This window comes from Escherichia sp. F1, assembly GCF_046764225.1.
GTDB classification, from domain to species: Bacteria; Pseudomonadota; Gammaproteobacteria; order Enterobacterales; family Enterobacteriaceae; genus Escherichia; species Escherichia coli.
In genome coordinates this window covers 741,438-759,827 of record NZ_CP177202.1, presented here as the reverse complement: position 1 = coordinate 759,827, position 18,390 = coordinate 741,438, and the positions used below count along the sequence as shown (strand labels likewise).

Sequence of the window (18,390 nt, the reverse complement as noted above, 5' to 3'; positions counted from 1 at the left end):
CGGTTATTCAACTTCAATACTTTTGACGATCAGCGAATCGCCGGTATCGACACGCAACCGCTCGCCATGACAGAGCGGACACTGCGCATCGTGCTGATGAATCTCCACCACCTGGCTGCAATCCCAGCACCAGGCCTGGGCGGGTTTATAGACGATATGTAAATCGCACCCTTGCGCCACCGTTCCGTGGCAGACAATTTCAAAACTAAAACGGACGGCGCTCTCCTCAACGCAGGAGAGCGCGCCAATTTCCAGCCACACGGCGGTGACGCGCTTAACATCGTGCTGCTCCGCCTGCCATTGGATAATTTCAACGGCGCTCTGGCAAAGCGACAACTCATGCATTTTCGCCACTCCTGCGGCCAAACAGCAGGGCGCGACGCCCTGCGTGTGGTACATCCGGATTCGTGACTGGCAGCGAAAGGATCATTCGTGCGCAGTCATCCGTCAGGCGTTGGCCCTCTTCAATCGACATGCTGTGCGAAAGCGGCGACATCAGCGAGCAGGAGAGGTATTGCGAAACACCGTCCAGTTCGCCAACGGTAAAGGTCATGGTGCCATACGGCAGTTGCAGACCAATTTTTTCACTCACTTTGCGCAGCGGCCAGAGTTGATCCGGGCCGGGGAAGATAACTGCACTCAGCATCCACGGGGTGATCACACACCCCGTCCACTGACCTTCGAACAGCGTAAAGTCAGAAACATACACCGGCATTGAAGGATGCAGAAAAGAGAGATCATGCATCGAACGCCGGGCAATTTCTTCAAAAGCTGCCTGTACTTGCGCCTTCGGGGAGGTCTGGAAACCTGCGATCTCTTCAGTCATGAGCTTCCTCCCGTGGGATGGCTTCCACGCCTGATTCGCGCAGCGCAGCCAGAACCTGCTCAAGCGCAGGTTCAATCATCGCTTCGACCGTCGGCGTTAAGCCGATGTGCGGCTCCAGCGATTCCGGGATCACGCCGACCAGGGTCAGCTTTTTCGGAAACTCGCCGGTAAAGCGCAGGGCCGACAATACGTCGGCCAGGCCAAGCTGATGCGGAGAGATTTTGTTGGTAAACAACGCCGGAACTTCTTCATCCCGCAGGATCATCATCGTTCCCGGCGCGTTCTTTTTCGACACAATGGCATCGGCGATAATCAGATGATCGCGATTTGCCATGTCGCCAAGAAGCTCCATTCCCGCCGTGCCGCCATCGAGGATCTCAACATAATCCGGCAGAATGTATCGTTGCTCTAACGCTTCGACAATCCGCACACCGATGGCTTCATCGGTCAGCAAAATATTGCCGACCCCTAAGACTAAAATACGCATTACAGAACCTTCACTGAAACCACTTCGTTGCCGTCGGCATCCACTACGTGTACCGCACAGGCCATGCACGGGTCGAAGGAGTGAATGGTACGCACCACTTCCAGCGGTTTATTCGGATCGGCAACCGGTGTACCCACCAGCGACTGCTCGTAAGGACCGACGTCATCATTGAAGTTACGTGGGCCAGAGTTCCAGGTTGATGGAACAACTGCCTGGTAGTTGCTGATGATACCGTCTTTAATAACCATCCAGTGAGAGAGCATACCGCGCGGTGCTTCGAGGAAACCTACGCCTTTGAACTCACCCGTTGCCGGAATGTTCGGCTTCACAAAGGTGGTGTGATCGCCTTTGCCGATATTGGTGATCAGTGCACTGTATTGATTTTGCAGGATATCCTGCAATTCGCAGCAGTGAACGGTACGACCAATAATACGGCCCAGCGTGGAGTGCAGCTGTGCCACTTCCAGCGTGTTGCCAGTCAGTTTCTGATAAATCGCAACGATTTCATTCAGTTTGTTCTGGGTAGACTCGCGTCCTGCCGCCAGTTTCACCAGCATATTAGCCAGCGGACCCACTTCTACCGTTTTGCCGTAGAAAGTCGGTGATTTCACCCAGGAATATTTCCCGTCGTCAGACCAACCATCATAAGCCGGAATGGTGGTACCTTCCCACGGTGCCTGCGGCGCTTCGTCTTTATACCAGGAGTGCTTCGCGCTTTCCTGAATGCCTTTGATCAGGTATTCATCGGAGTGGGAAGTGATCGGGCGATACGAGGACAGATCCGCATTCTCAATGTAGCCGCCCGGGAACAGGAAGCTGCCGTTTTTACTGTCGGTCGGGAATTCCGGCACGCTCAGGTAGTTCACCGCACCTTTACCGCGCGTCAGCCATTCCGGGTAGAACGCGGCGATAACCGCGGTATCAACCTTATAAACCTGCTCAACAAAGTCGCTCAGCTTGTCGATGAAGGACTTGATGTACATCAGACGCTCAAGATTCAGCACGCCCAGACCGTCGAGGTTGATCGGGTTAGCGACCCCACCTACTGCCAGGTTCTGAATGTGCGGCGTTTTACCGCCCAGCAGCGCCACGACGCGGTTAGCGTCACGCTGGCACTCCAGCGCCTGCAGGTAGTGCGCTACCGCAATCAGGTTCACTTCCGGCGGCAGTTTCATCGCCGGGTGACCCCAGTAGCCATTGGCGAAAATACCCAACTGACCGCTGGCAACCAGATCTTTGATCTTGTTCTGAACTTTAGTGAACTCTTCCGGACTGTTCAGATGCCAGGTCGAAACGCCTTTCAGCATTTCGGAGGCTTTGGTTGGGTCAGCTTGCAGTGCAGAAGTGATATCCACCCAGTCCAGCGCCGAAAGTTGATAGAAATGAACGATATGGTCATGCGTGGTGTGCGCAGCCAGAATGATGTTACGGATGTATTGCGCGTTAACCGGAACGTCGATATTCAGCGCACTTTCTGCCGCACGAACGGAAGACAGCGCGTGAGTGGTAGTACATACGCCACAGATACGTTGCACAATCATCCATGCATCGCGCGGATCGCGGTTTTTCACGATCTCTTCCATGCCGCGCCACATGGTACCGGAAGCCCATGCTTTCGAAACGACGCCATTTTCGATTTCGCAATCGATGCGTAAATGCCCCTCAATACGGGTTACCGGATCAATAGTAATTCTCTGGCTCATGCTTTGCTCGCCTCATGACGATTATGATCGTTTTGTTTTAAAGGAGGAAGTATCGGCAGTAGACGAATGAGTACGATGTAAGCGCAAATCTCAATAGCCACAAAACCAATAGAAATCAACAGTTCTTCCCAGGTCGGGAAGTAGGCGTAACCGCCGCCCGGGTTGAATGCCACCAGCGAATAGGTCAGACGCCAGGTTGCACAACCTAACAGCGCGCTCAGTGCTGACAGGAACAGCATGCGGGAATCATTACGCAGCTTCGCCACACGCAGAACGACCAGCGGGAAGAGCATCAGCAGGACTTCAATCCAGAACATCACGGAATAGAAGTCACCGGCAAACGCTAACGACAGCTTGTCGCGATAGATAAGCTCGCCAAAGCGCAGCACGATGAAAATCGCCAGCAACACACTGATGGTGTTGGTCAGCTTAACGAACAGACTCTTTTCATCCGGACCGTTGCCACGCAGACCCGCCTGCACCAGCGAACCTTCAAAGATGACAATCGAGAAGCCCATTATGAACGCCGTCAGCAGCGAGAACAGCGGCAACATTTCATAGCTCTGCCACAGCGGATGCACCTTGTAGCCCGCCGAGATCATCAGCGACCCCATTGAAGACTGGTGCATAGTCGGCAGCAGCGCGCCAAGTGCAATGATGAAGAACATCACCTTGTTCAGACGCTGTAGCGACACCTTCCAGCCCAGACGTTCAAACAGTGCCGGAGCAAACTCCAGTGCCATCACGCCGATATAGATGGTCATACAGACCGCCGTCTCGAACAGTACCGAGTTCACGTTGAAGTGACCCGGAATGTAGAAGTACGGCAGGTTCCAGTAGCGACCCACGTCGATAGTGATCGACAAGCCACCCAGTGAGTAACCAAACAGACTCGCCAACAGCGCCGGACGCACCAGCGGATGGTATTGCCCACGGTTAAAGACGTATACCGCCCACGCCAGCGCCCAGCCGCCACAGGCAAAGCCGGTGCCAATCAGCAGGTCAAACGCGATCCACACGCCCCACGGGAAGCCGCCGTTCAGGTCAGAGACAGAGCCCAGACCGAACACCAGACGCTTCACAATCAGGAGCATACAGATGACGATTAACGGTCCAAAAATCATGACCGGTTTACTGATGATTTTGCCGCCCAGCGGTTGTGGATCATGACTCATGATCGTCTCCTCCGTCGTGATGGTCGTTTTTGGTGTTGCGACGAACCAGCACGGTTAAGCCCGCCAGCACAGCCAGTGGTAGCATCATGCCTTTATACAGGGTGTGTTGAATATTTTCGGAACGCGCACCGGTAGAAAGATCGTCCAGTTTCGGCAGGTCGAGATTTTCGTAAGGCACACCGGTCAGTACCAGAACCTGAGTACCGCCGCCCTCTTTCTCGCCGTACAGATGCGGATAATATTTCGGCACCGTATGCAGGTAAGTGTCGCCAGATTTCAGCGTCTGACGCGGATAGTGGTATTCGCTGCCTGGCTTCAGCGCCAGACGTTTTTTCGCCTCAGCCATCAGCTCTTCACGCGTACCAAAAATCACCGCGCCCGCCGGGCACACTTCTACGCAGCCAGGCAGACCGCCTTTATCAAGACGTTCCACACCTTTCTGGTTGCACAGTTCACACTTATGCAGCGCACCAAATGGGTTGTTGTAGTCGTACTTCGGCACGTTGTATGGGCAGGCGACCATGCAGTAACGGCAGCCAGTGCACACATCTTTGTCGTAATGGACAATGCCGGTTTTCGGATCTTTTTTCAGCGCAGAGACCGGACACACGGAGACACAGTTCGGATCGACGCAGTGCATACACTGTTTCTTAATGTACGCGTAGCCGTTCTCTTCCTGGTCTTTGTTGACACCCGTGCCGCTGGTCCACACCTGAATAATGTTATTGGTATACGGCGACAGTTTGTCGTTGTTCGACCAGGTCTGTTCCCCTTGCGGGTTACGTTCAGGGAAGTTGATATCCTGACACTTGGTGACGCAAGCCTGGCAGCCTACGCACAAGGTCGAGTCGTACAACATCCCCAGCGATCCCGGAATTGGCGGGCGGTTTTCAGCAGCCGCATGACTGACAGACGGCAGCGCGCCCGTCAGCAATGCCCCGCAGGAGGCTGCTTTAATAAAATTACGTCTGTTCACGGTTATTCTCCCCGTGAGTCAGCGTTATCTTTCTTTTGCTGACGACCCAGTTCACGCACCGCCATCACGCTGACACCGGCAACCAGCCCAACCACACCGCCGAGCAAACCAATAGCGCCCGCAGAGACGTTGCCGCCTTCTTTAGCGTTAACGTCCGGTTTCTGTGAACGCGGAGTCTGATTTTCGACGTTGGCAAGCTGATGGATGCCTTTATGGAAGCCGATACCTTCTTCGTTACAGCCATAGCACGGGTGACCAATCGCCACCGGCCACACACCGCCAACATCGCAGAATTGCAGCGTTGAGCAGTTGCCGTAAGTTTCTGGCCCTTTACAGCCGAGGTGGTACAGGCACCAGCCTTCGCGGTGGCCTTCATCACCGAACTCTTTGGCAAAACGACCAGCATCGAAGTGCGGGCGACGTTCGCAGTGTTCGTGAATCAGACGGCCATAGGCGAAGGTCGGACGGTTTTTGTCATCCAGTTTCGGCGGCTTGCCGTAAGTGATAATGTGCGCAACGGTCGCGAGGAAGTTGTGCGGGTTCGGCGGGCAGCCAGGAATGTTGATTACAGTTTTGCCTGGCAGAACTTCTTGCAGGCTGACTGCGCCAGTTGGGTTAACTCCAGCTGCGGCAACACCGCCCCACGCAGAGCAGGAACCGATAGCGATAATGGCTGCTGCGCCTTCCGCCGCTTTGCGGATGTGATCCACAATCGGCTCACCGGCAACCATGCAATAAATACCATTATCTTTTAATGGGATGGAACCATCCACCACTAACACATACTGCCCTTTGTACTTCTCGAGAGCGTTATGTTTGTTCTCTTCGACCTGATGACCGAAGGCGGCGGAAAGCACTTCGTGATATTCCAGAGAGATAGTCTCCAGCACGAGGTTTTCCACCGTTGGATGCGTTGCACGAAGCAGAGATTCCGTACAACCGGTACACTCCTGCGCGCCAATCCAGATAACTGGCGGACGCTGCGGGTTAGTAACCGATTCGGCCATCTCTGCAGCGGCTTTGCTACTTAACCCCATGGTGGCGGCTAATGCTGCACAAAGCTTCATGAAATCACGACGGTTAATGCCGTGAGAATGGATGAGGGTGTTATCTCCAGTCATTTATAGTTATTCCGTTGCGAAGACCTGGCATATATTTTGCCTCAATCGCAAAATCAATAATGCGATCGATGCGCCATTTACCACACATTTATTATGGTTATCGATATCATGATACTGCGGCGGGGCACTAAAACGAAGGGAAGAAGCATTAGTGTAATTAATTAAAGCAAGATAATACGTATGTTTGATCAATTTTCGAGGCGATAACCGGCCATAAAAAAGCGCAACGTAGAACAGGAATTATTCTCACGAAAGAAATCCATTACCATCTCTTTATCCAGTCCATAGCGGCGCGTCAGAATACCCGCTTCCCAGGCGCTAAGCTGGCGATCTCCGGTCTTTTCGTACATCCGGTGTGAGTAGCCTAATACAAAACCGCGTTTATAATCGGCACAGTATTTTGTCACATTAACCGCACTGTCGGCATGCGTTGCTTTTAATCCCGCCATTAAGCCTTTACCAAAATGGTTATTCATCGTTCACCTCATTCGCTATATATTGCAATATATAGCGATATTTTAGGCAAAGAACGACTTTTGCGCACGCTATTTTTTCATGCTTGTTTAAGACGTAATCCCGTAAGAGATAAACCTATCAGGAGAGATATTTATCGAACCATTTCAGCGTCCTTTGCCAGGCAAGATCGGCGGCAGATTTGTCATAACGGGGCGTGGAATCATTATGGAATCCGTGATTAACCCCCGGATAGATATACGCCTCATAGACCTTATTATTGGCTTTCAACGCCGCCTCGTAAGCAGGCCAGCCCTCGTTGATTCGGGTGTCCAGTTCCGCGAAGTGGAGTAGTAAAGGCGCTTCAATCTTCGCCACATCGGCAGTGGGGGCCTGACGACCATAAAACGGCACCGCGCAGGCCAGTTCCGGATACGCGACAGCCGCCGCGTTCGATATGCCACCGCCATAGCAAAATCCGGTAATACCCACTTTGCCTGTCGCTTGCGGATAGCGTTGCATAAACTCAATTGCGGCAAAGAAATCATTCATCAGTTTGGTTGGATCAACCTGCTGTTGCAGCTCACGACCTTTATCATCATTTCCCGGATAACCTCCAACGGAACTTAAGCCGTCAGGTGCCAGGGCGATATACCCCGCCTTCGCCACTCGCCGTGCCACATCTTCGATATACGGATTCAGTCCACGATTCTCATGCACTACCACTACGGCTGGCGTTTTGCCGCTCATATTTGCGGGCTTCACCAGATAACCCCGCACCTCGCCGTGACCATTTGGCGAAGGATACGTGATGTACTCAGCAACAATTTCCGGGTCGGTAAACTCTACCTGAGTCGCCAGCGCATAATTTGGCTTGAGCAAATCAAACAACGCTAATGCCGTCATCCCGCCTACCGCATACTTCGCCGCAAGGTTGAGGAACTCACGTTTCGAGATTTTCCCGTGAGCGTAATAGTCGTAGTAATCCAGCAACTCTTGTGGGAAATCTTTGGCGGTTAAACGCGGCATCATTGCACTCCTCAGCTGGTGTTTTTTTAAGCAAAGCATAAGCACGTGTTTTTGCCCAGTTTTTCGTCACTCTGTGAGCCAGACTACGGGATACGCGCTGATGAATCGCTAAACTAGAAACATTGTTTCGAAATTGAATGGTGGAAAGGAGAGGTCATGGTCTGGTTAGCGAATCCCGAGCGTTACGGGCAGATGCAGTACCGTTATTGCGGAAAAAGCGGTTTACGCCTGCCCGCGTTATCGCTCGGTTTATGGCACAATTTCGGTCACGTTAACGCGCTGGAATCACAGCGAGCGATCCTGCGTAAAGCGTTTGATTTGGGCATTACGCACTTTGATTTAGCCAACAATTACGGGCCGCCTCCAGGAAGCGCAGAAGAGAACTTTGGTCGCCTGCTGCGCGAGGATTTTGCCGCTTATCGCGATGAACTGATTATCTCTACCAAGGCTGGCTACGATATGTGGCCCGGCCCTTACGGCTCTGGCGGTTCACGTAAATACCTGCTCGCCAGCCTCGACCAAAGCCTGAAGCGTATGGGGCTTGAGTATGTCGATATCTTTTACTCTCATCGCGTCGATGAAAATACGCCGATGGAAGAAACCACCTCTGCGCTGGCTCATGCGGTACAAAGCGGTAAGGCGCTGTATGTCGGGATCTCCTCTTACTCGCCAGAGCGGACGCAAAAAATGGTCGAGTTACTGCGCGAGTGGAAAATTCCGCTGTTAATTCATCAACCTTCGTACAATTTACTGAACCGCTGGGTGGATAAAAGCGGCCTGCTGGATACCCTGCAAAATAACGGCGTGGGCTGCATTGCCTTTACTCCTCTGGCTCAGGGATTGCTGACCGGAAAATATCTCAACGGTATTCCGCAAGATTCACGGATGCATCGTGAAGGGAATAAAGTTCGTGGTCTGACGCCGAAAATGCTCACCGAAGCCAACCTCAACAGCCTGCGCTTATTGAATGAAATGGCACAGCAGCGTGGACAATCAATGGCGCAAATGGCGTTAAGCTGGTTGCTGAAAGATGATCGCGTGACGTCGGTATTGATTGGTGCCAGCCGCGCGGAGCAACTTGAGGAGAACGTGCAGGCGCTGAATAATCTGACATTTAGCACCGAGGAGCTGGCGCAGATTGATCAGCATATCGCCGATGGCGAGCTGAATCTGTGGCAGGCGTCTTCCGATAAATGACCTGTTAATAACGGGCGCGAGAACCGCGCCCGAATCAGATCAGTGATTATGACGAGTCAGTCGGTCAAGATAGCCCATCACAAATGCAGAGAGCACAAACGTCAGATGGATAATGACGTACCACATCAGTTTGTTATCCGGGACATTTTTCGCATCCATAAAGACGCGCAGTAAGTGAATGGAAGAAATTGCCACAATCGACGCTGCTACTTTGTTTTTCAGCGACGTTGCGTCCATTTTCCCCAGCCAGTTCAGCTTCTCTTTGTTCTCGGAGATATCCAGCTGCGAGACGAAATTCTCATAACCGGAAAACATCACCATCACCAGCAAACCGCCAACCAGCGTCATATCCACCAGCGACAGCAACACGAGGATCAAATCTGATTCCGCCATCGAGAAGATATTCGGCAGTACGTGAATAATCTCCTGGAAGAACTTCAGCGCCAGGGCAACTAACGCCAGCGAAAGGCCAAAGTACACGGGGGCAAGCAGCCAGCGAGAAGCATACATTGCATTTTCAAGAAAACGTTCCATACATTCCTGTCGTGTAGTTAAAACGGGCAACAGTATATCGCAATTGAGTAAACAGCGCGCAACAGCAAATCAACATATCCGTTAAACCTTTGTCGCATAAATCCGAGGTTTAGGGATCTTCCTGGTTCCCTTATCAACGCATCGAGAGCGTCTACCCTTAAAGGACGTTGAACCTGAAGGGAGAAAAACGATGTCTCATTTAAAAGACCCGACCACGCAGTATTACACTGGTGAATATCCCAAACAGAAACAACCGACGCCAGGCATCCAGGCGAAGATGACACCGGTACCGGATTGCGGCGAGAAAACCTATGTTGGTAGCGGTCGCCTGAAAGATCGTAAAGCACTGGTGACAGGGGGCGATTCCGGAATCGGTCGCGCTGCCGCCATCGCTTACGCGCGTGAAGGGGCTGACGTGGCGATCAGTTATCTTCCCGTGGAAGAAGAAGACGCTCAGGATGTGAAAAAGATCATTGAAGAATGCGGACGCAAAGCCGTCCTGCTGCCAGGCGATTTAAGCGATGAGAAATTTGCCCGTTCGCTGGTTCACGAAGCGCATAAGGCCTTAGGCGGGCTGGATATTATGGCGCTGGTCGCCGGGAAACAGGTTGCCATTCCTGATATTGCAGACCTCACCAGCGAACAGTTTCAAAAGACCTTTGCCATTAACGTTTTCGCACTGTTCTGGCTAACCCAGGAAGCGATACCCCTGCTACCGAAAGGTGCAAGTATCATCACCACTTCGTCAATCCAGGCATACCAGCCAAGCCCGCATTTACTGGACTATGCGGCTACGAAGGCGGCGATTCTGAACTACAGCCGAGGCCTGGCAAAACAGGTCGCGGAGAAAGGTATTCGTGTGAATATTGTTGCACCTGGCCCGATCTGGACAGCACTGCAAATTTCCGGCGGACAGACGCAGGATAAGATCCCGCAGTTTGGTCAGAAAACGCCGATGAAGCGTGCGGGGCAACCGGCGGAACTGGCCTCTGTATATGTTTATCTGGCAAGTCAGGAGTCTAGCTACGTCACCGCAGAAGTGCATGGCGTGTGCGGCGGCGAGCATTTAGGCTAAAAAAATGCCCGGTTGTGAAAAGCAACCGGGCATCATTTTTATTTCGCTTTGGCAGTTTCTTCGCCGACCAGACCTATCTTCAGGTAACCCGCCTGATGCAGCGTATCCATTACCTTCATCAACGTCTCGTAATCGACGGTTTTATCCGCTCGGAAGAAGATGGTGGTGTCTTTCTTACCTTCAGTTAACGCATTCAACGCCGTAATCATTGTTTCATCGGTGACCGGATCGTTACCGATAAACATCGAGTTGTCTGCCTTCACCGACAGATAAACCGGTTTTTCCGGGCGCGGCTGCGGCGTGCTGGTAGAAGCAGGCAAGTTCACCTTCACATCTACCGTCGCTAACGGTGCCGCCACCATAAAGATAATCAGCAGAACCAACATCACGTCGATAAACGGCGTCACGTTGATATCATGCATTTCGCCGTTATCGTCGAGGTTTTCGTTAAGATGCATTGCCATCGGACATTATCCTGCGCGTAATTTTTGTGCGACACGAACCGGATGCGCAGCGGCGCTGGCTTCCAGATCCAGGTCACGGCTTTGCAGCAACAATACCTGCGCTGCAACATCACCCAGCATCGCTTTAAAGCCGCCAATCTGGCGTGCAAATACGTTATAGATAACGACCGCCGGAATCGCTGCCACGAGGCCGATTGCCGTTGCTAACAGAGCTTCTGCAATACCCGGCGCAACGACTGCCAGGTTAGTGGTCTGCGTTTGCGCGATACCAATAAAGCTGTTCATGATGCCCCAGACCGTACCAAAGAGGCCCACAAACGGCGAAATCGCGCCGATGGTTGCCAGATAGCCGTTACCGCGGCCCATTTGACGACCTACTGCGGCGACCCGACGCTCCAGACGGAAGCTGGTACGTTCTTTAATACCTTCGTTATCGTCGCTGCCTTCTGACAGTTCCAGCTCATTCTGCGCTTCATTGAGCAAATGCAGGCTTAAGCTTTTGCTACCAAAATCAGCGGCGATATCGTTGGCCTGGTTTAAGGAACGCGCTTCAGCCAGCAGTTGCTGCTCGCGCTTAAGGCGACGCTTCTGATTGAAGAACTCTACGCTCTTACTGAAGAAGATTGCCCAGGTGACTACGGAGGCCAAAATAAGCCCAATCATCACGCACTTAACGACAATATCGGCGTGCTGATACATACCCCAGACGGAAAGGTCCGTCTGCATTAAATTATTACCCACTGTGTATCTCCAGGACGCAAGTCACAAAATCTGCGCATAATAATATCAAAACGACGTTGAATTGATAGTCGTTCTCATTACTATTTGCATACTGCCGTACCTTTGCTTTCTTTTCCTTGCGTTTACGCAGTAAAAAAGTCACCAGCACGCCATTTGCGAAAATTTTCTGCTTTATGCCAATTCTTCAGGATGCGCCCGCGAATATTCATGCTAGTTTAGACATCCAGACGTATAAAAACAGGAATCCCGAGATGGCGGACAAAAAGCTTGATACTCAACTGGTGAATGCAGGACGCAGCAAAAAATACACTCTCGGCGCGGTAAATAGCGTGATTCAGCGCGCTTCTTCGCTGGTCTTTGACAGTGTGGAAGCCAAAAAACACGCGACGCGCAATCGCGCCAATGGCGAGTTGTTTTATGGACGGCGCGGAACGTTAACCCATTTCTCCTTACAAGAGGCGATGTGCGAACTGGAAGGTGGCGCAGGCTGCGTGCTGTTCCCCTGCGGGGCGGCGGCGGTTGCTAATTCTATTCTTGCTTTTGTCGAACAGGGCGATCATGTGTTGATGACCAACACCGCCTATGAACCGAGTCAGGATTTCTGTAGCAAAATCCTCAGCAAACTGGGCGTAACGACATCGTGGTTTGATCCGCTGATTGGCGCAGATATCGTTAAACATGTGCAGCCAAACACTAAAATCGTGTTTCTGGAATCCCCAGGCTCCATCACCATGGAAGTCCACGACGTTCCGGCGATTGTTGCCGCCGTGCGCAGTGTGGTGCCGGATGCCATCATTATGATCGATAACACCTGGGCGGCCGGTGTGCTGTTTAAGGCGCTGGATTTTGGCATCGATGTTTCTATTCAGGCCGCCACCAAATATCTGGTTGGGCATTCAGATGCGATGATTGGCACTGCGGTGTGCAATGCCCGTTGCTGGGAGCAGCTACGGGAAAACGCCTATCTGATGGGCCAGATGGTCGATGCCGATACCGCCTATATAACCAGCCGTGGCCTGCGCACTTTGGGTGTTCGCCTGCGTCAACATCATGAAAGCAGTCTGAAAGTGGCTGAATGGCTGGCAGAACATCCGCAAGTAGCGCGAGTTAACCACCCTGCTCTGCCTGGCAGTAAAGGCCACGAATTCTGGAAACGAGACTTTACAGGTAGCAGCGGGCTATTTTCCTTTGTGCTTAAGAAAAAACTCAATGATGAAGAGCTGGCGAACTATCTGGATAACTTCAGTTTATTCAGCATGGCATACTCGTGGGGCGGTTATGAATCGTTGATCCTGGCAAATCAACCAGAACATATCGCCGCCATTCGTCCACAAGGCGAGATCGATTTTAGCGGGACCTTGATTCGCCTGCATATTGGTCTGGAAGATGTCAACGATCTGATTGCCGATCTGGACGCCGGTTTTGCGCGAATTGTGTAACGTTGCCAGTTTTGGACAAATTTGCAGACATTTAATTGTGAAAAGTCTTAAATTGTTGCGTCCGGGATCAAGGCGTCCCGGACGATTCAGGAGTACAATAGGCAGATAAAGGCTTAAACGCTGTTCCACAGGAAAGTCCATGGCTGTTATTCAAGATATCATCGCTGCGCTCTGGCAACACGACTTTGCCGCGCTGGCGGATCCTCATATTGTTAGCGTTGTTTACTTTGTCATGTTTGCCACGCTGTTTTTAGAAAACGGCCTGCTGCCCGCCTCATTTTTGCCAGGCGACAGCTTGTTGATATTGGCTGGCGCATTGATTGCCCAGGGGGTTATGGATTTTCTGCCTACGATTGCGATTCTGACCGCCGCAGCAAGTCTGGGCTGCTGGTTAAGTTATATTCAGGGGCGCTGGTTAGGGAATACCAAAACGGTGAAAGGCTGGCTGGCACAGCTTCCCGCTAAATATCACCAGCGCGCCACCTGCATGTTTGACCGCCACGGTCTGTTGGCGCTGCTGGCTGGACGTTTTCTTGCATTTGTCCGTACGCTGCTGCCAACCATGGCGGGAATTTCCGGTTTGCCAAACCGCCGTTTCCAGTTTTTCAACTGGTTAAGCGGATTGCTGTGGGTCAGCGTGGTAACCAGTTTCGGCTATGCCTTAAGTATGATTCCGTTCGTTAAACGCCATGAAGATCAGGTAATGACGTTCCTGATGATCCTGCCAATTGCCTTGTTAACCGCTGGCTTGTTAGGCACGCTGTTTGTGGTGATTAAAAAAAAATACTGTAACGCCTGACGATTTTCCCCGTTCCCGGTTGCTGTACCGGGAACGTATTTAATTCCCCTGCATCGCCCGCATTCTTGCCGCATCTTCCCCCGGCGTCACACCAAAGTAACGTTTAAACTCACGGCTAAATTGCGATGCGCTTTCGTAACCGACGCGCATCGCTGCCGCACTGGCTTTCATGCCGTCGTGGATGATCATCATCCGCGCCTTATGCAGACGGTAATTCTTCAAATACTGCAACGGCGAGGTGCTGGTGACAGACTTAAAATTATGGTGGAACGCCGATACGCTCATGTTGGCTTCTGCCGCCAGTTGCTCGACGCTCAGGTTTTCGGTGTATTTATTCTCAATCCGTTTCAGCACGCGGCTAATCAGGCTGAAGTGAGTCTGGCGACTGACCAGCGCCAGTAACGCGCCGCCGCAAGGTCCGGTCAGCACGTAGTACAGAATTTCGCGGATGATCTGTTTGCCGAGAATACGCGCATCCAGTGGTCGCTCCATCACGTCGAGTAACCGCTCCGCCGCGCATAAAATCTCTTCTGATAACGTGGCGGAGTTAATCCCGCTGGCTGCCATCGACGGCTGGAAATGCTCATCTTCGCCAATGTCCATCAACAGTTCCTGTAACTGCAAAATATCGACATTGAGACGCAACCCTGCCAGCGGCACCTCTGACGTGGCATAGGTTTCGCACTCAAACGGCAACGGCACCGTCAGTAGCAGGTATTCATTGGCATCATAACGAAACACGCGTTCATTGATATAACCGATTTTATGTCCGGAAAAGAGAATTATGATGCCAGGCTCGTACATTACCGGTGTACGTGCGAAAGGCGTCTCGCCATACAACAAACGCACATCGGGCAACAGCTCTGACAAATTTTTTTCTTTATTTTTCAGTTTATTAACTTTATCCGCCAGCAAGCGGCAAATCTCTTCACGTTTCATATCGCGTAATTTCTTAGGAATAATGCGGCAATTTGATTGTGCGCAATTTTGTAGCATTTCTCCAGCACTCTGGAGAAATAGGCAAGACATTGGCAGAAATGAGTATTGAGAGCCAGGGCGCTGGCGATCACAATGAAAAACATCAGGCAGATCGTTCTCTGCCCTCATATTGGCCCAGCAAAGGGAGCAAGTAATGAACAACTTTAATCTGCACACCCCAACTCGCATTCTGTTTGGTAAAGGCGCAATCGCTGGTTTACGCGAACAAATTCCTCACGATGCTCGCGTATTGATTACCTACGGCGGCGGCAGCGTAAAAAAAACCGGCGTTCTCGATCAAGTTCTGGATGCCCTGAAAGGCATGGACGTGCTGGAATTTGGCGGTATTGAGCCAAACCCGGCTTATGAAACGCTGATGAACGCCGTGAAACTGGTTCGCGAACAAAAAGTGACTTTCCTGCTGGCGGTTGGCGGCGGTTCTGTACTGGACGGCACCAAATTTATCGCCGCAGCGGCTAATTATCCGGAAAATATCGATCCGTGGCACATTCTGCAAACGGGCGGTAAAGAAATTAAAAGCGCCATCCCGATGGGCTGTGTGCTGACGCTGCCAGCAACCGGTTCAGAATCCAACGCAGGCGCGGTGATCTCCCGTAAAACCACAGGCGACAAGCAGGCATTCCATTCTGCCCATGTTCAACCCGTATTTGCCGTGCTCGATCCGGTTTATACCTACACTCTGCCGCCGCGTCAGGTGGCTAACGGTGTAGTGGATGCCTTTGTGCACACCGTGGAACAGTATGTTACCAAACCGGTTGATGCCAAAATTCAGGACCGTTTCGCAGAAGGCATTTTGTTGACGCTGATCGAAGATGGTCCGAAAGCCCTGAAAGAGCCAGAAAACTACGATGTGCGCGCCAACGTTATGTGGGCGGCGACTCAGGCGCTGAACGGTTTGATCGGCGCTGGCGTACCGCAGGACTGGGCAACGCATATGCTAGGCCACGAACTGACTGCGATGCACGGTCTCGATCACGCACAAACACTGGCTATCGTCCTGCCTGCACTGTGGAATGAAAAACGCGATACCAAGCGCGCTAAGCTGCTGCAATATGCTGAACGCGTCTGGAACATCACAGAAGGTTCCGACGATGAGCGTATTGACGCCGCGATTGCCGCAACCCGCAATTTCTTTGAGCAATTAGGCGTGCCGACCCACCTCTCCGACTACGGTCTGGACGGCAGCTCCATCCCGGCTTTGTTGAAAAAACTGGAAGAGCACGGTATGACCCAACTGGGCGAAAATCATGACATTACGCTGGATGTCAGCCGCCGTATATACGAAGCCGCCCGCTAAGCTTTTTACGCCTCAAACTTTCGTTTTCGGGCATTTCGTCCAGACTTAAGTTCACAACACCTCACCGGAGCCTGCTCCGGTGAGTTCATATAAAGGAGGAACGTATGGCTAATCCAACCGTTATTAAGCTACAGGATGGCAATGTCATGCCCCAGCTGGGACTGGGCGTCTGGCAAGCAAGTAATGAGGAAGTAATCACCGCCATTCAAAAAGCGTTAGAAGTGGGTTATCGCTCGATTGATACCGCCGCGGCCTATAAGAACGAAGAAGGTGTCGGCAAAGCCCTGAAAAATGCCTCAGTCAACAGAGAAGAACTGTTCATCACCACTAAGCTGTGGAACGACGACCACAAGCGCCCCCGCGAAGCCCTGCTCGACAGCCTGAAAAAACTCCAGCTTGATTATATCGACCTCTACTTAATGCACTGGCCCGTTCCCGCTATCGACCATTATGTCGAAGCATGGAAAGGCATGATCGAATTGCAAAAAGAGGGATTAATCAAAAGCATCGGCGTGTGCAACTTCCAGATCCATCACCTGCAACGCCTGATTGATGAAACTGGCGTGACGCCTGTTATTAATCAGATCGAACTTCACCCGCTGATGCAACAACGCCAGCTACATGCCTGGAACGCGACACACAAAATCCAGACCGAATCCTGGAGCCCATTAGCGCAAGGAGGGAAAGGCGTTTTCGATCAGAAAGTCATTCGCGATCTGGCAGATAAATACGGCAAAACCCCGGCGCAGATTGTTATCCGCTGGCATCTGGATAGCGGCCTGGTGGTGATCCCGAAATCGGTCACACCTTCACGTATTGCCGAAAACTTTGATGTCTGGGATTTCCGTCTCGACAAAGACGAACTCGGCGAAATTGCAAAACTCGATCAGGGCAAGCGTCTCGGTCCCGATCCTGACCAGTTTGGCGGCTAACATGCAAATTTTCCCGGTGGCGGTAATGTTCCGCTACCGGACTTTTCAGAAATCATTTATTCCCCTCGCGTCCTGCCCATTGTTACTCTTCCTTGTTCAGGAATGCCAAATATAAGGACATCATCATGCAGAGCCGGAAGCTCTTAAAGGAACAACTCATCTACACCCGGGATAAACGCAACGGAGAGGTGAAAAACAGATGAAAATAATACTTCTGTTTTTAGCAGCCCTGGCAAGTTTTACCGTACACGCGCAGCCTCCTTCACAGACCGTAGAACAAACAGTCCGGCAGATTTATCAGAACTATAAATCAGATGCCAGTACGCCTTATTTCGGTGAAACCGGAGAGCAGGCGATAACTTCAGCGCGTATTCAACAGGCGCTTACCCTGAACGACAATCTTACACTACCGGGCAATATTGGCTGGCTGGATTATGATCCGGTTTGTGATTGTCAGGATTTTGGCGATCTGGTGTTAGAAAGCGTAGCGATAACCCAACCTGACGCCGATCATGCCGATGCCGTTGTGCGCTTTCGTATCTTTAAAGACGATAAAGAAAAGACCATGCAGACACTGAAAATGGTGGCGGAAAATGGTCGTTGGGTCATTGACGATATTGTCAGCAATCATGGCAGCGTCTTACAAGCAGTTAATAGCGAGAATGAAAAAACGCTGGCCGCTATAGCTTCGTTGCAAAAAGAACAGCCGGAAGCCTTTGTTGCCGAACTCTTTGAACATATTGCTGATTATAGCTGGCCGTGGACGTGGGTGGTTTCCGACTCTTACCGCCAGGCGGTCAATGCCTTCTATAAAACCACCTTCAAGACTGCCAACAATCCCGATGAAGATATGCAAATAGAACGGCAATTTATTTACGACAATCCGATCTGTTTTGGCGAAGAGTCGTTATTTTCCCGCGTTGATGAAATTCGAGTCCTGGAGAAAACCGCCGATTCCGCCCGCATTCATGTTCGTTTTACGCTGACCAATGGCAACAACGAAGAGCAAGAACTGATTTTACAGCGGCGCGAAGGTAAGTGGGAAATCGCTGATTTTATCCGCCCGAACAGCGGCAGCCTACTTAAGCAGATTGAGGCAAAAACCGCCGCCAGATTAAAACAATGAGCTGAATTAAATAACAA

20 protein-coding genes are annotated in these 18,390 nt (G+C 51.6%); 7 read left to right on the top strand and 13 right to left on the bottom strand.

Annotation, left to right across the window (positions count from 1 at the left end; translation table 11 throughout):
* Positions 1-3 precede the first annotated feature (3 nt).
* The 9 genes from hypA to yghX all read right to left on the bottom strand — a co-directional run bounded on the left by hypA (position 4) and on the right by yghX (position 7,770).
* On the bottom strand, positions 4-345 hold the full coding sequence (gene hypA, locus ACK8NJ_RS03600; protein WP_328180456.1) for a hydrogenase maturation nickel metallochaperone HypA: 342 nt from the start codon (positions 343-345) through the stop codon (positions 4-6).
* A complete protein-coding gene (gene hybE / locus ACK8NJ_RS03595; protein WP_000134014.1) occupies positions 338-826 on the bottom strand; it encodes a hydrogenase-2 assembly chaperone in 489 nt (162 codons plus the stop codon). The genes hypA and hybE overlap by 8 nt, the downstream gene beginning before the upstream one ends.
* Entirely contained in the window at positions 819-1,313 is a 495-nt protein-coding gene (locus ACK8NJ_RS03590; protein ID WP_089705201.1) for a HyaD/HybD family hydrogenase maturation endopeptidase, read from the bottom strand. Before ACK8NJ_RS03590 ends, hybE begins: the two co-directional genes overlap by 8 nt.
* Positions 1,313-3,016: a hydrogenase 2 large subunit gene (hybC, locus tag ACK8NJ_RS03585; protein ID WP_000083065.1), complete on the bottom strand. Its 1,704-nt coding sequence runs from the start codon at positions 3,014-3,016 to the stop codon at positions 1,313-1,315. The genes ACK8NJ_RS03590 and hybC overlap by 1 nt, the downstream gene beginning before the upstream one ends.
* Positions 3,013-4,191, bottom strand: a complete 1,179-nt coding sequence (hybB, locus tag ACK8NJ_RS03580) for a Ni/Fe-hydrogenase cytochrome b subunit (protein ID WP_000017703.1) — start codon at positions 4,189-4,191, stop codon at positions 3,013-3,015. Before hybB ends, hybC begins: the two co-directional genes overlap by 4 nt.
* On the bottom strand, positions 4,181-5,167 hold the full coding sequence (gene hybA, locus ACK8NJ_RS03575) for a hydrogenase 2 operon protein HybA (protein WP_001081870.1): 987 nt from the start codon (positions 5,165-5,167) through the stop codon (positions 4,181-4,183). Before hybA ends, hybB begins: the two co-directional genes overlap by 11 nt.
* A gap of 2 nt (positions 5,168-5,169) precedes the next feature.
* The gene (gene hybO / locus ACK8NJ_RS03570; RefSeq protein WP_000145410.1) at positions 5,170-6,288 is read right to left on the bottom strand and encodes a hydrogenase 2 small subunit; all 1,119 of its coding nucleotides are present in this window, start codon (positions 6,286-6,288) and stop codon (positions 5,170-5,172) included.
* Positions 6,289-6,476: 188 nt separating this feature from the next.
* Positions 6,477-6,764, bottom strand: a complete 288-nt coding sequence (gene yghW, locus ACK8NJ_RS03565) for a DUF2623 family protein YghW (protein ID WP_001059139.1) — start codon at positions 6,762-6,764, stop codon at positions 6,477-6,479.
* Positions 6,765-6,882: 118 nt separating this feature from the next.
* Positions 6,883-7,770: a YghX family hydrolase gene (yghX, locus tag ACK8NJ_RS03560; RefSeq protein ID WP_411962505.1), complete on the bottom strand. Its 888-nt coding sequence runs from the start codon at positions 7,768-7,770 to the stop codon at positions 6,883-6,885.
* 156 nt (positions 7,771-7,926) lie between these two features.
* Here yghX and gpr point away from each other — a divergent pair, with 156 nt between their 5' ends.
* On the top strand, positions 7,927-8,967 hold the full coding sequence (gpr, locus tag ACK8NJ_RS03555; protein WP_411962125.1) for an L-glyceraldehyde 3-phosphate reductase: 1,041 nt from the start codon (positions 7,927-7,929) through the stop codon (positions 8,965-8,967).
* A gap of 39 nt (positions 8,968-9,006) precedes the next feature.
* On the opposite strand, the gene ACK8NJ_RS03550 is transcribed toward gpr, so the two are convergent.
* Positions 9,007-9,501, bottom strand: a complete 495-nt coding sequence (locus ACK8NJ_RS03550; RefSeq protein WP_000439331.1) for a TIGR00645 family protein — start codon at positions 9,499-9,501, stop codon at positions 9,007-9,009.
* A gap of 190 nt (positions 9,502-9,691) precedes the next feature.
* Here ACK8NJ_RS03550 and yghA point away from each other — a divergent pair, with 190 nt between their 5' ends.
* Positions 9,692-10,576 carry an NADP(+)-dependent aldehyde reductase gene (yghA, locus tag ACK8NJ_RS03545; RefSeq protein WP_000018759.1) on the top strand — a complete coding sequence of 295 codons (885 nt, stop codon included), beginning with the start codon at positions 9,692-9,694 and terminating at the stop codon, positions 10,574-10,576.
* 38 nt (positions 10,577-10,614) lie between these two features.
* On the opposite strand, the gene exbD is transcribed toward yghA, so the two are convergent.
* Together exbD and exbB are read right to left on the bottom strand one after the other, a co-directional pair.
* A complete protein-coding gene (gene exbD / locus ACK8NJ_RS03540) occupies positions 10,615-11,040 on the bottom strand; it encodes a TonB system transport protein ExbD (RefSeq protein ID WP_001240712.1) in 426 nt (141 codons plus the stop codon).
* 6 nt (positions 11,041-11,046) lie between these two features.
* Positions 11,047-11,781: a tol-pal system-associated acyl-CoA thioesterase gene (gene exbB / locus ACK8NJ_RS03535; protein WP_000527844.1), complete on the bottom strand. Its 735-nt coding sequence runs from the start codon at positions 11,779-11,781 to the stop codon at positions 11,047-11,049.
* A gap of 251 nt (positions 11,782-12,032) precedes the next feature.
* Between exbB and metC the strand changes: the two genes are divergently transcribed.
* Together metC and yghB are read left to right on the top strand one after the other, a co-directional pair.
* Positions 12,033-13,220 (top strand): cystathionine beta-lyase, encoded by a 1,188-nt coding sequence (gene metC / locus ACK8NJ_RS03530; protein ID WP_042097186.1) that lies wholly within the window; start codon positions 12,033-12,035, stop codon positions 13,218-13,220.
* A 139-nt stretch (positions 13,221-13,359) separates the two neighbouring features.
* Positions 13,360-14,019, top strand: coding sequence for a DedA family general envelope maintenance protein YghB (gene yghB / locus ACK8NJ_RS03525; protein ID WP_000268419.1), 660 nt, complete (start codon positions 13,360-13,362; stop codon positions 14,017-14,019).
* A gap of 39 nt (positions 14,020-14,058) precedes the next feature.
* Here yghB and yqhC read toward each other — a convergent pair whose 3' ends face one another.
* Positions 14,059-14,958 (bottom strand): DNA-binding transcriptional regulator YqhC, encoded by a 900-nt coding sequence (yqhC, locus tag ACK8NJ_RS03520; protein ID WP_411962124.1) that lies wholly within the window; start codon positions 14,956-14,958, stop codon positions 14,059-14,061.
* A gap of 193 nt (positions 14,959-15,151) precedes the next feature.
* On the opposite strand from yqhC, the gene yqhD reads away from it, so the two are divergent.
* The 3 genes from yqhD (at position 15,152) to ACK8NJ_RS03505 (ending at position 18,373) form a co-directional block, all read left to right on the top strand.
* Positions 15,152-16,315, top strand: coding sequence for an alcohol dehydrogenase (gene yqhD, locus ACK8NJ_RS03515; RefSeq protein ID WP_001058802.1), 1,164 nt, complete (start codon positions 15,152-15,154; stop codon positions 16,313-16,315).
* A 104-nt stretch (positions 16,316-16,419) separates the two neighbouring features.
* Positions 16,420-17,247, top strand: coding sequence for a 2,5-didehydrogluconate reductase DkgA (gene dkgA, locus ACK8NJ_RS03510; RefSeq protein ID WP_000013149.1), 828 nt, complete (start codon positions 16,420-16,422; stop codon positions 17,245-17,247).
* Positions 17,248-17,446: 199 nt separating this feature from the next.
* Positions 17,447-18,373 (top strand): YbjP/YqhG family protein, encoded by a 927-nt coding sequence (locus tag ACK8NJ_RS03505; protein WP_001559952.1) that lies wholly within the window; start codon positions 17,447-17,449, stop codon positions 18,371-18,373.
* The last annotated feature ends 17 nt before the right edge of the window (positions 18,374-18,390 follow it).

Bases quoted from the DNA above. Each gene is read 5' to 3' on its own strand.
- hypA (WP_328180456.1), bottom strand. From the start codon at position 345: ATGCATGAGTTGTCGCTTTGCCAGAGCGCCGTTGAAATTATCCAATGG.
- hybE (WP_000134014.1), bottom strand. From the start codon at position 826: ATGACTGAAGAGATCGCAGGTTTCCAGACCTCCCCGAAGGCGCAAGTA.
- ACK8NJ_RS03590 (WP_089705201.1), bottom strand. From the start codon at position 1,313: ATGCGTATTTTAGTCTTAGGGGTCGGCAATATTTTGCTGACCGATGAA.
- hybC (WP_000083065.1), bottom strand. From the start codon at position 3,016: ATGAGCCAGAGAATTACTATTGATCCGGTAACCCGTATTGAGGGGCAT.
- hybB (WP_000017703.1), bottom strand. From the start codon at position 4,191: ATGAGTCATGATCCACAACCGCTGGGCGGCAAAATCATCAGTAAACCG.
- hybO (WP_000145410.1), bottom strand. From the start codon at position 6,288: ATGACTGGAGATAACACCCTCATCCATTCTCACGGCATTAACCGTCGT.
- yghW (WP_001059139.1), bottom strand. From the start codon at position 6,764: ATGAATAACCATTTTGGTAAAGGCTTAATGGCGGGATTAAAAGCAACG.
- yghX (WP_411962505.1), bottom strand. From the start codon at position 7,770: ATGCCGCGTTTAACCGCCAAAGATTTCCCACAAGAGTTGCTGGATTAC.
- gpr (WP_411962125.1), top strand. From the start codon at position 7,927: ATGGTCTGGTTAGCGAATCCCGAGCGTTACGGGCAGATGCAGTACCGT.
- ACK8NJ_RS03550 (WP_000439331.1), bottom strand. From the start codon at position 9,501: ATGGAACGTTTTCTTGAAAATGCAATGTATGCTTCTCGCTGGCTGCTT.
- yghA (WP_000018759.1), top strand. From the start codon at position 9,692: ATGTCTCATTTAAAAGACCCGACCACGCAGTATTACACTGGTGAATAT.
- exbD (WP_001240712.1), bottom strand. From the start codon at position 11,040: ATGGCAATGCATCTTAACGAAAACCTCGACGATAACGGCGAAATGCAT.
- metC (WP_042097186.1), top strand. From the start codon at position 12,033: ATGGCGGACAAAAAGCTTGATACTCAACTGGTGAATGCAGGACGCAGC.
- yghB (WP_000268419.1), top strand. From the start codon at position 13,360: ATGGCTGTTATTCAAGATATCATCGCTGCGCTCTGGCAACACGACTTT.
- yqhC (WP_411962124.1), bottom strand. From the start codon at position 14,958: ATGAAACGTGAAGAGATTTGCCGCTTGCTGGCGGATAAAGTTAATAAA.
- yqhD (WP_001058802.1), top strand. From the start codon at position 15,152: ATGAACAACTTTAATCTGCACACCCCAACTCGCATTCTGTTTGGTAAA.
- dkgA (WP_000013149.1), top strand. From the start codon at position 16,420: ATGGCTAATCCAACCGTTATTAAGCTACAGGATGGCAATGTCATGCCC.
- ACK8NJ_RS03505 (WP_001559952.1), top strand. From the start codon at position 17,447: ATGAAAATAATACTTCTGTTTTTAGCAGCCCTGGCAAGTTTTACCGTA.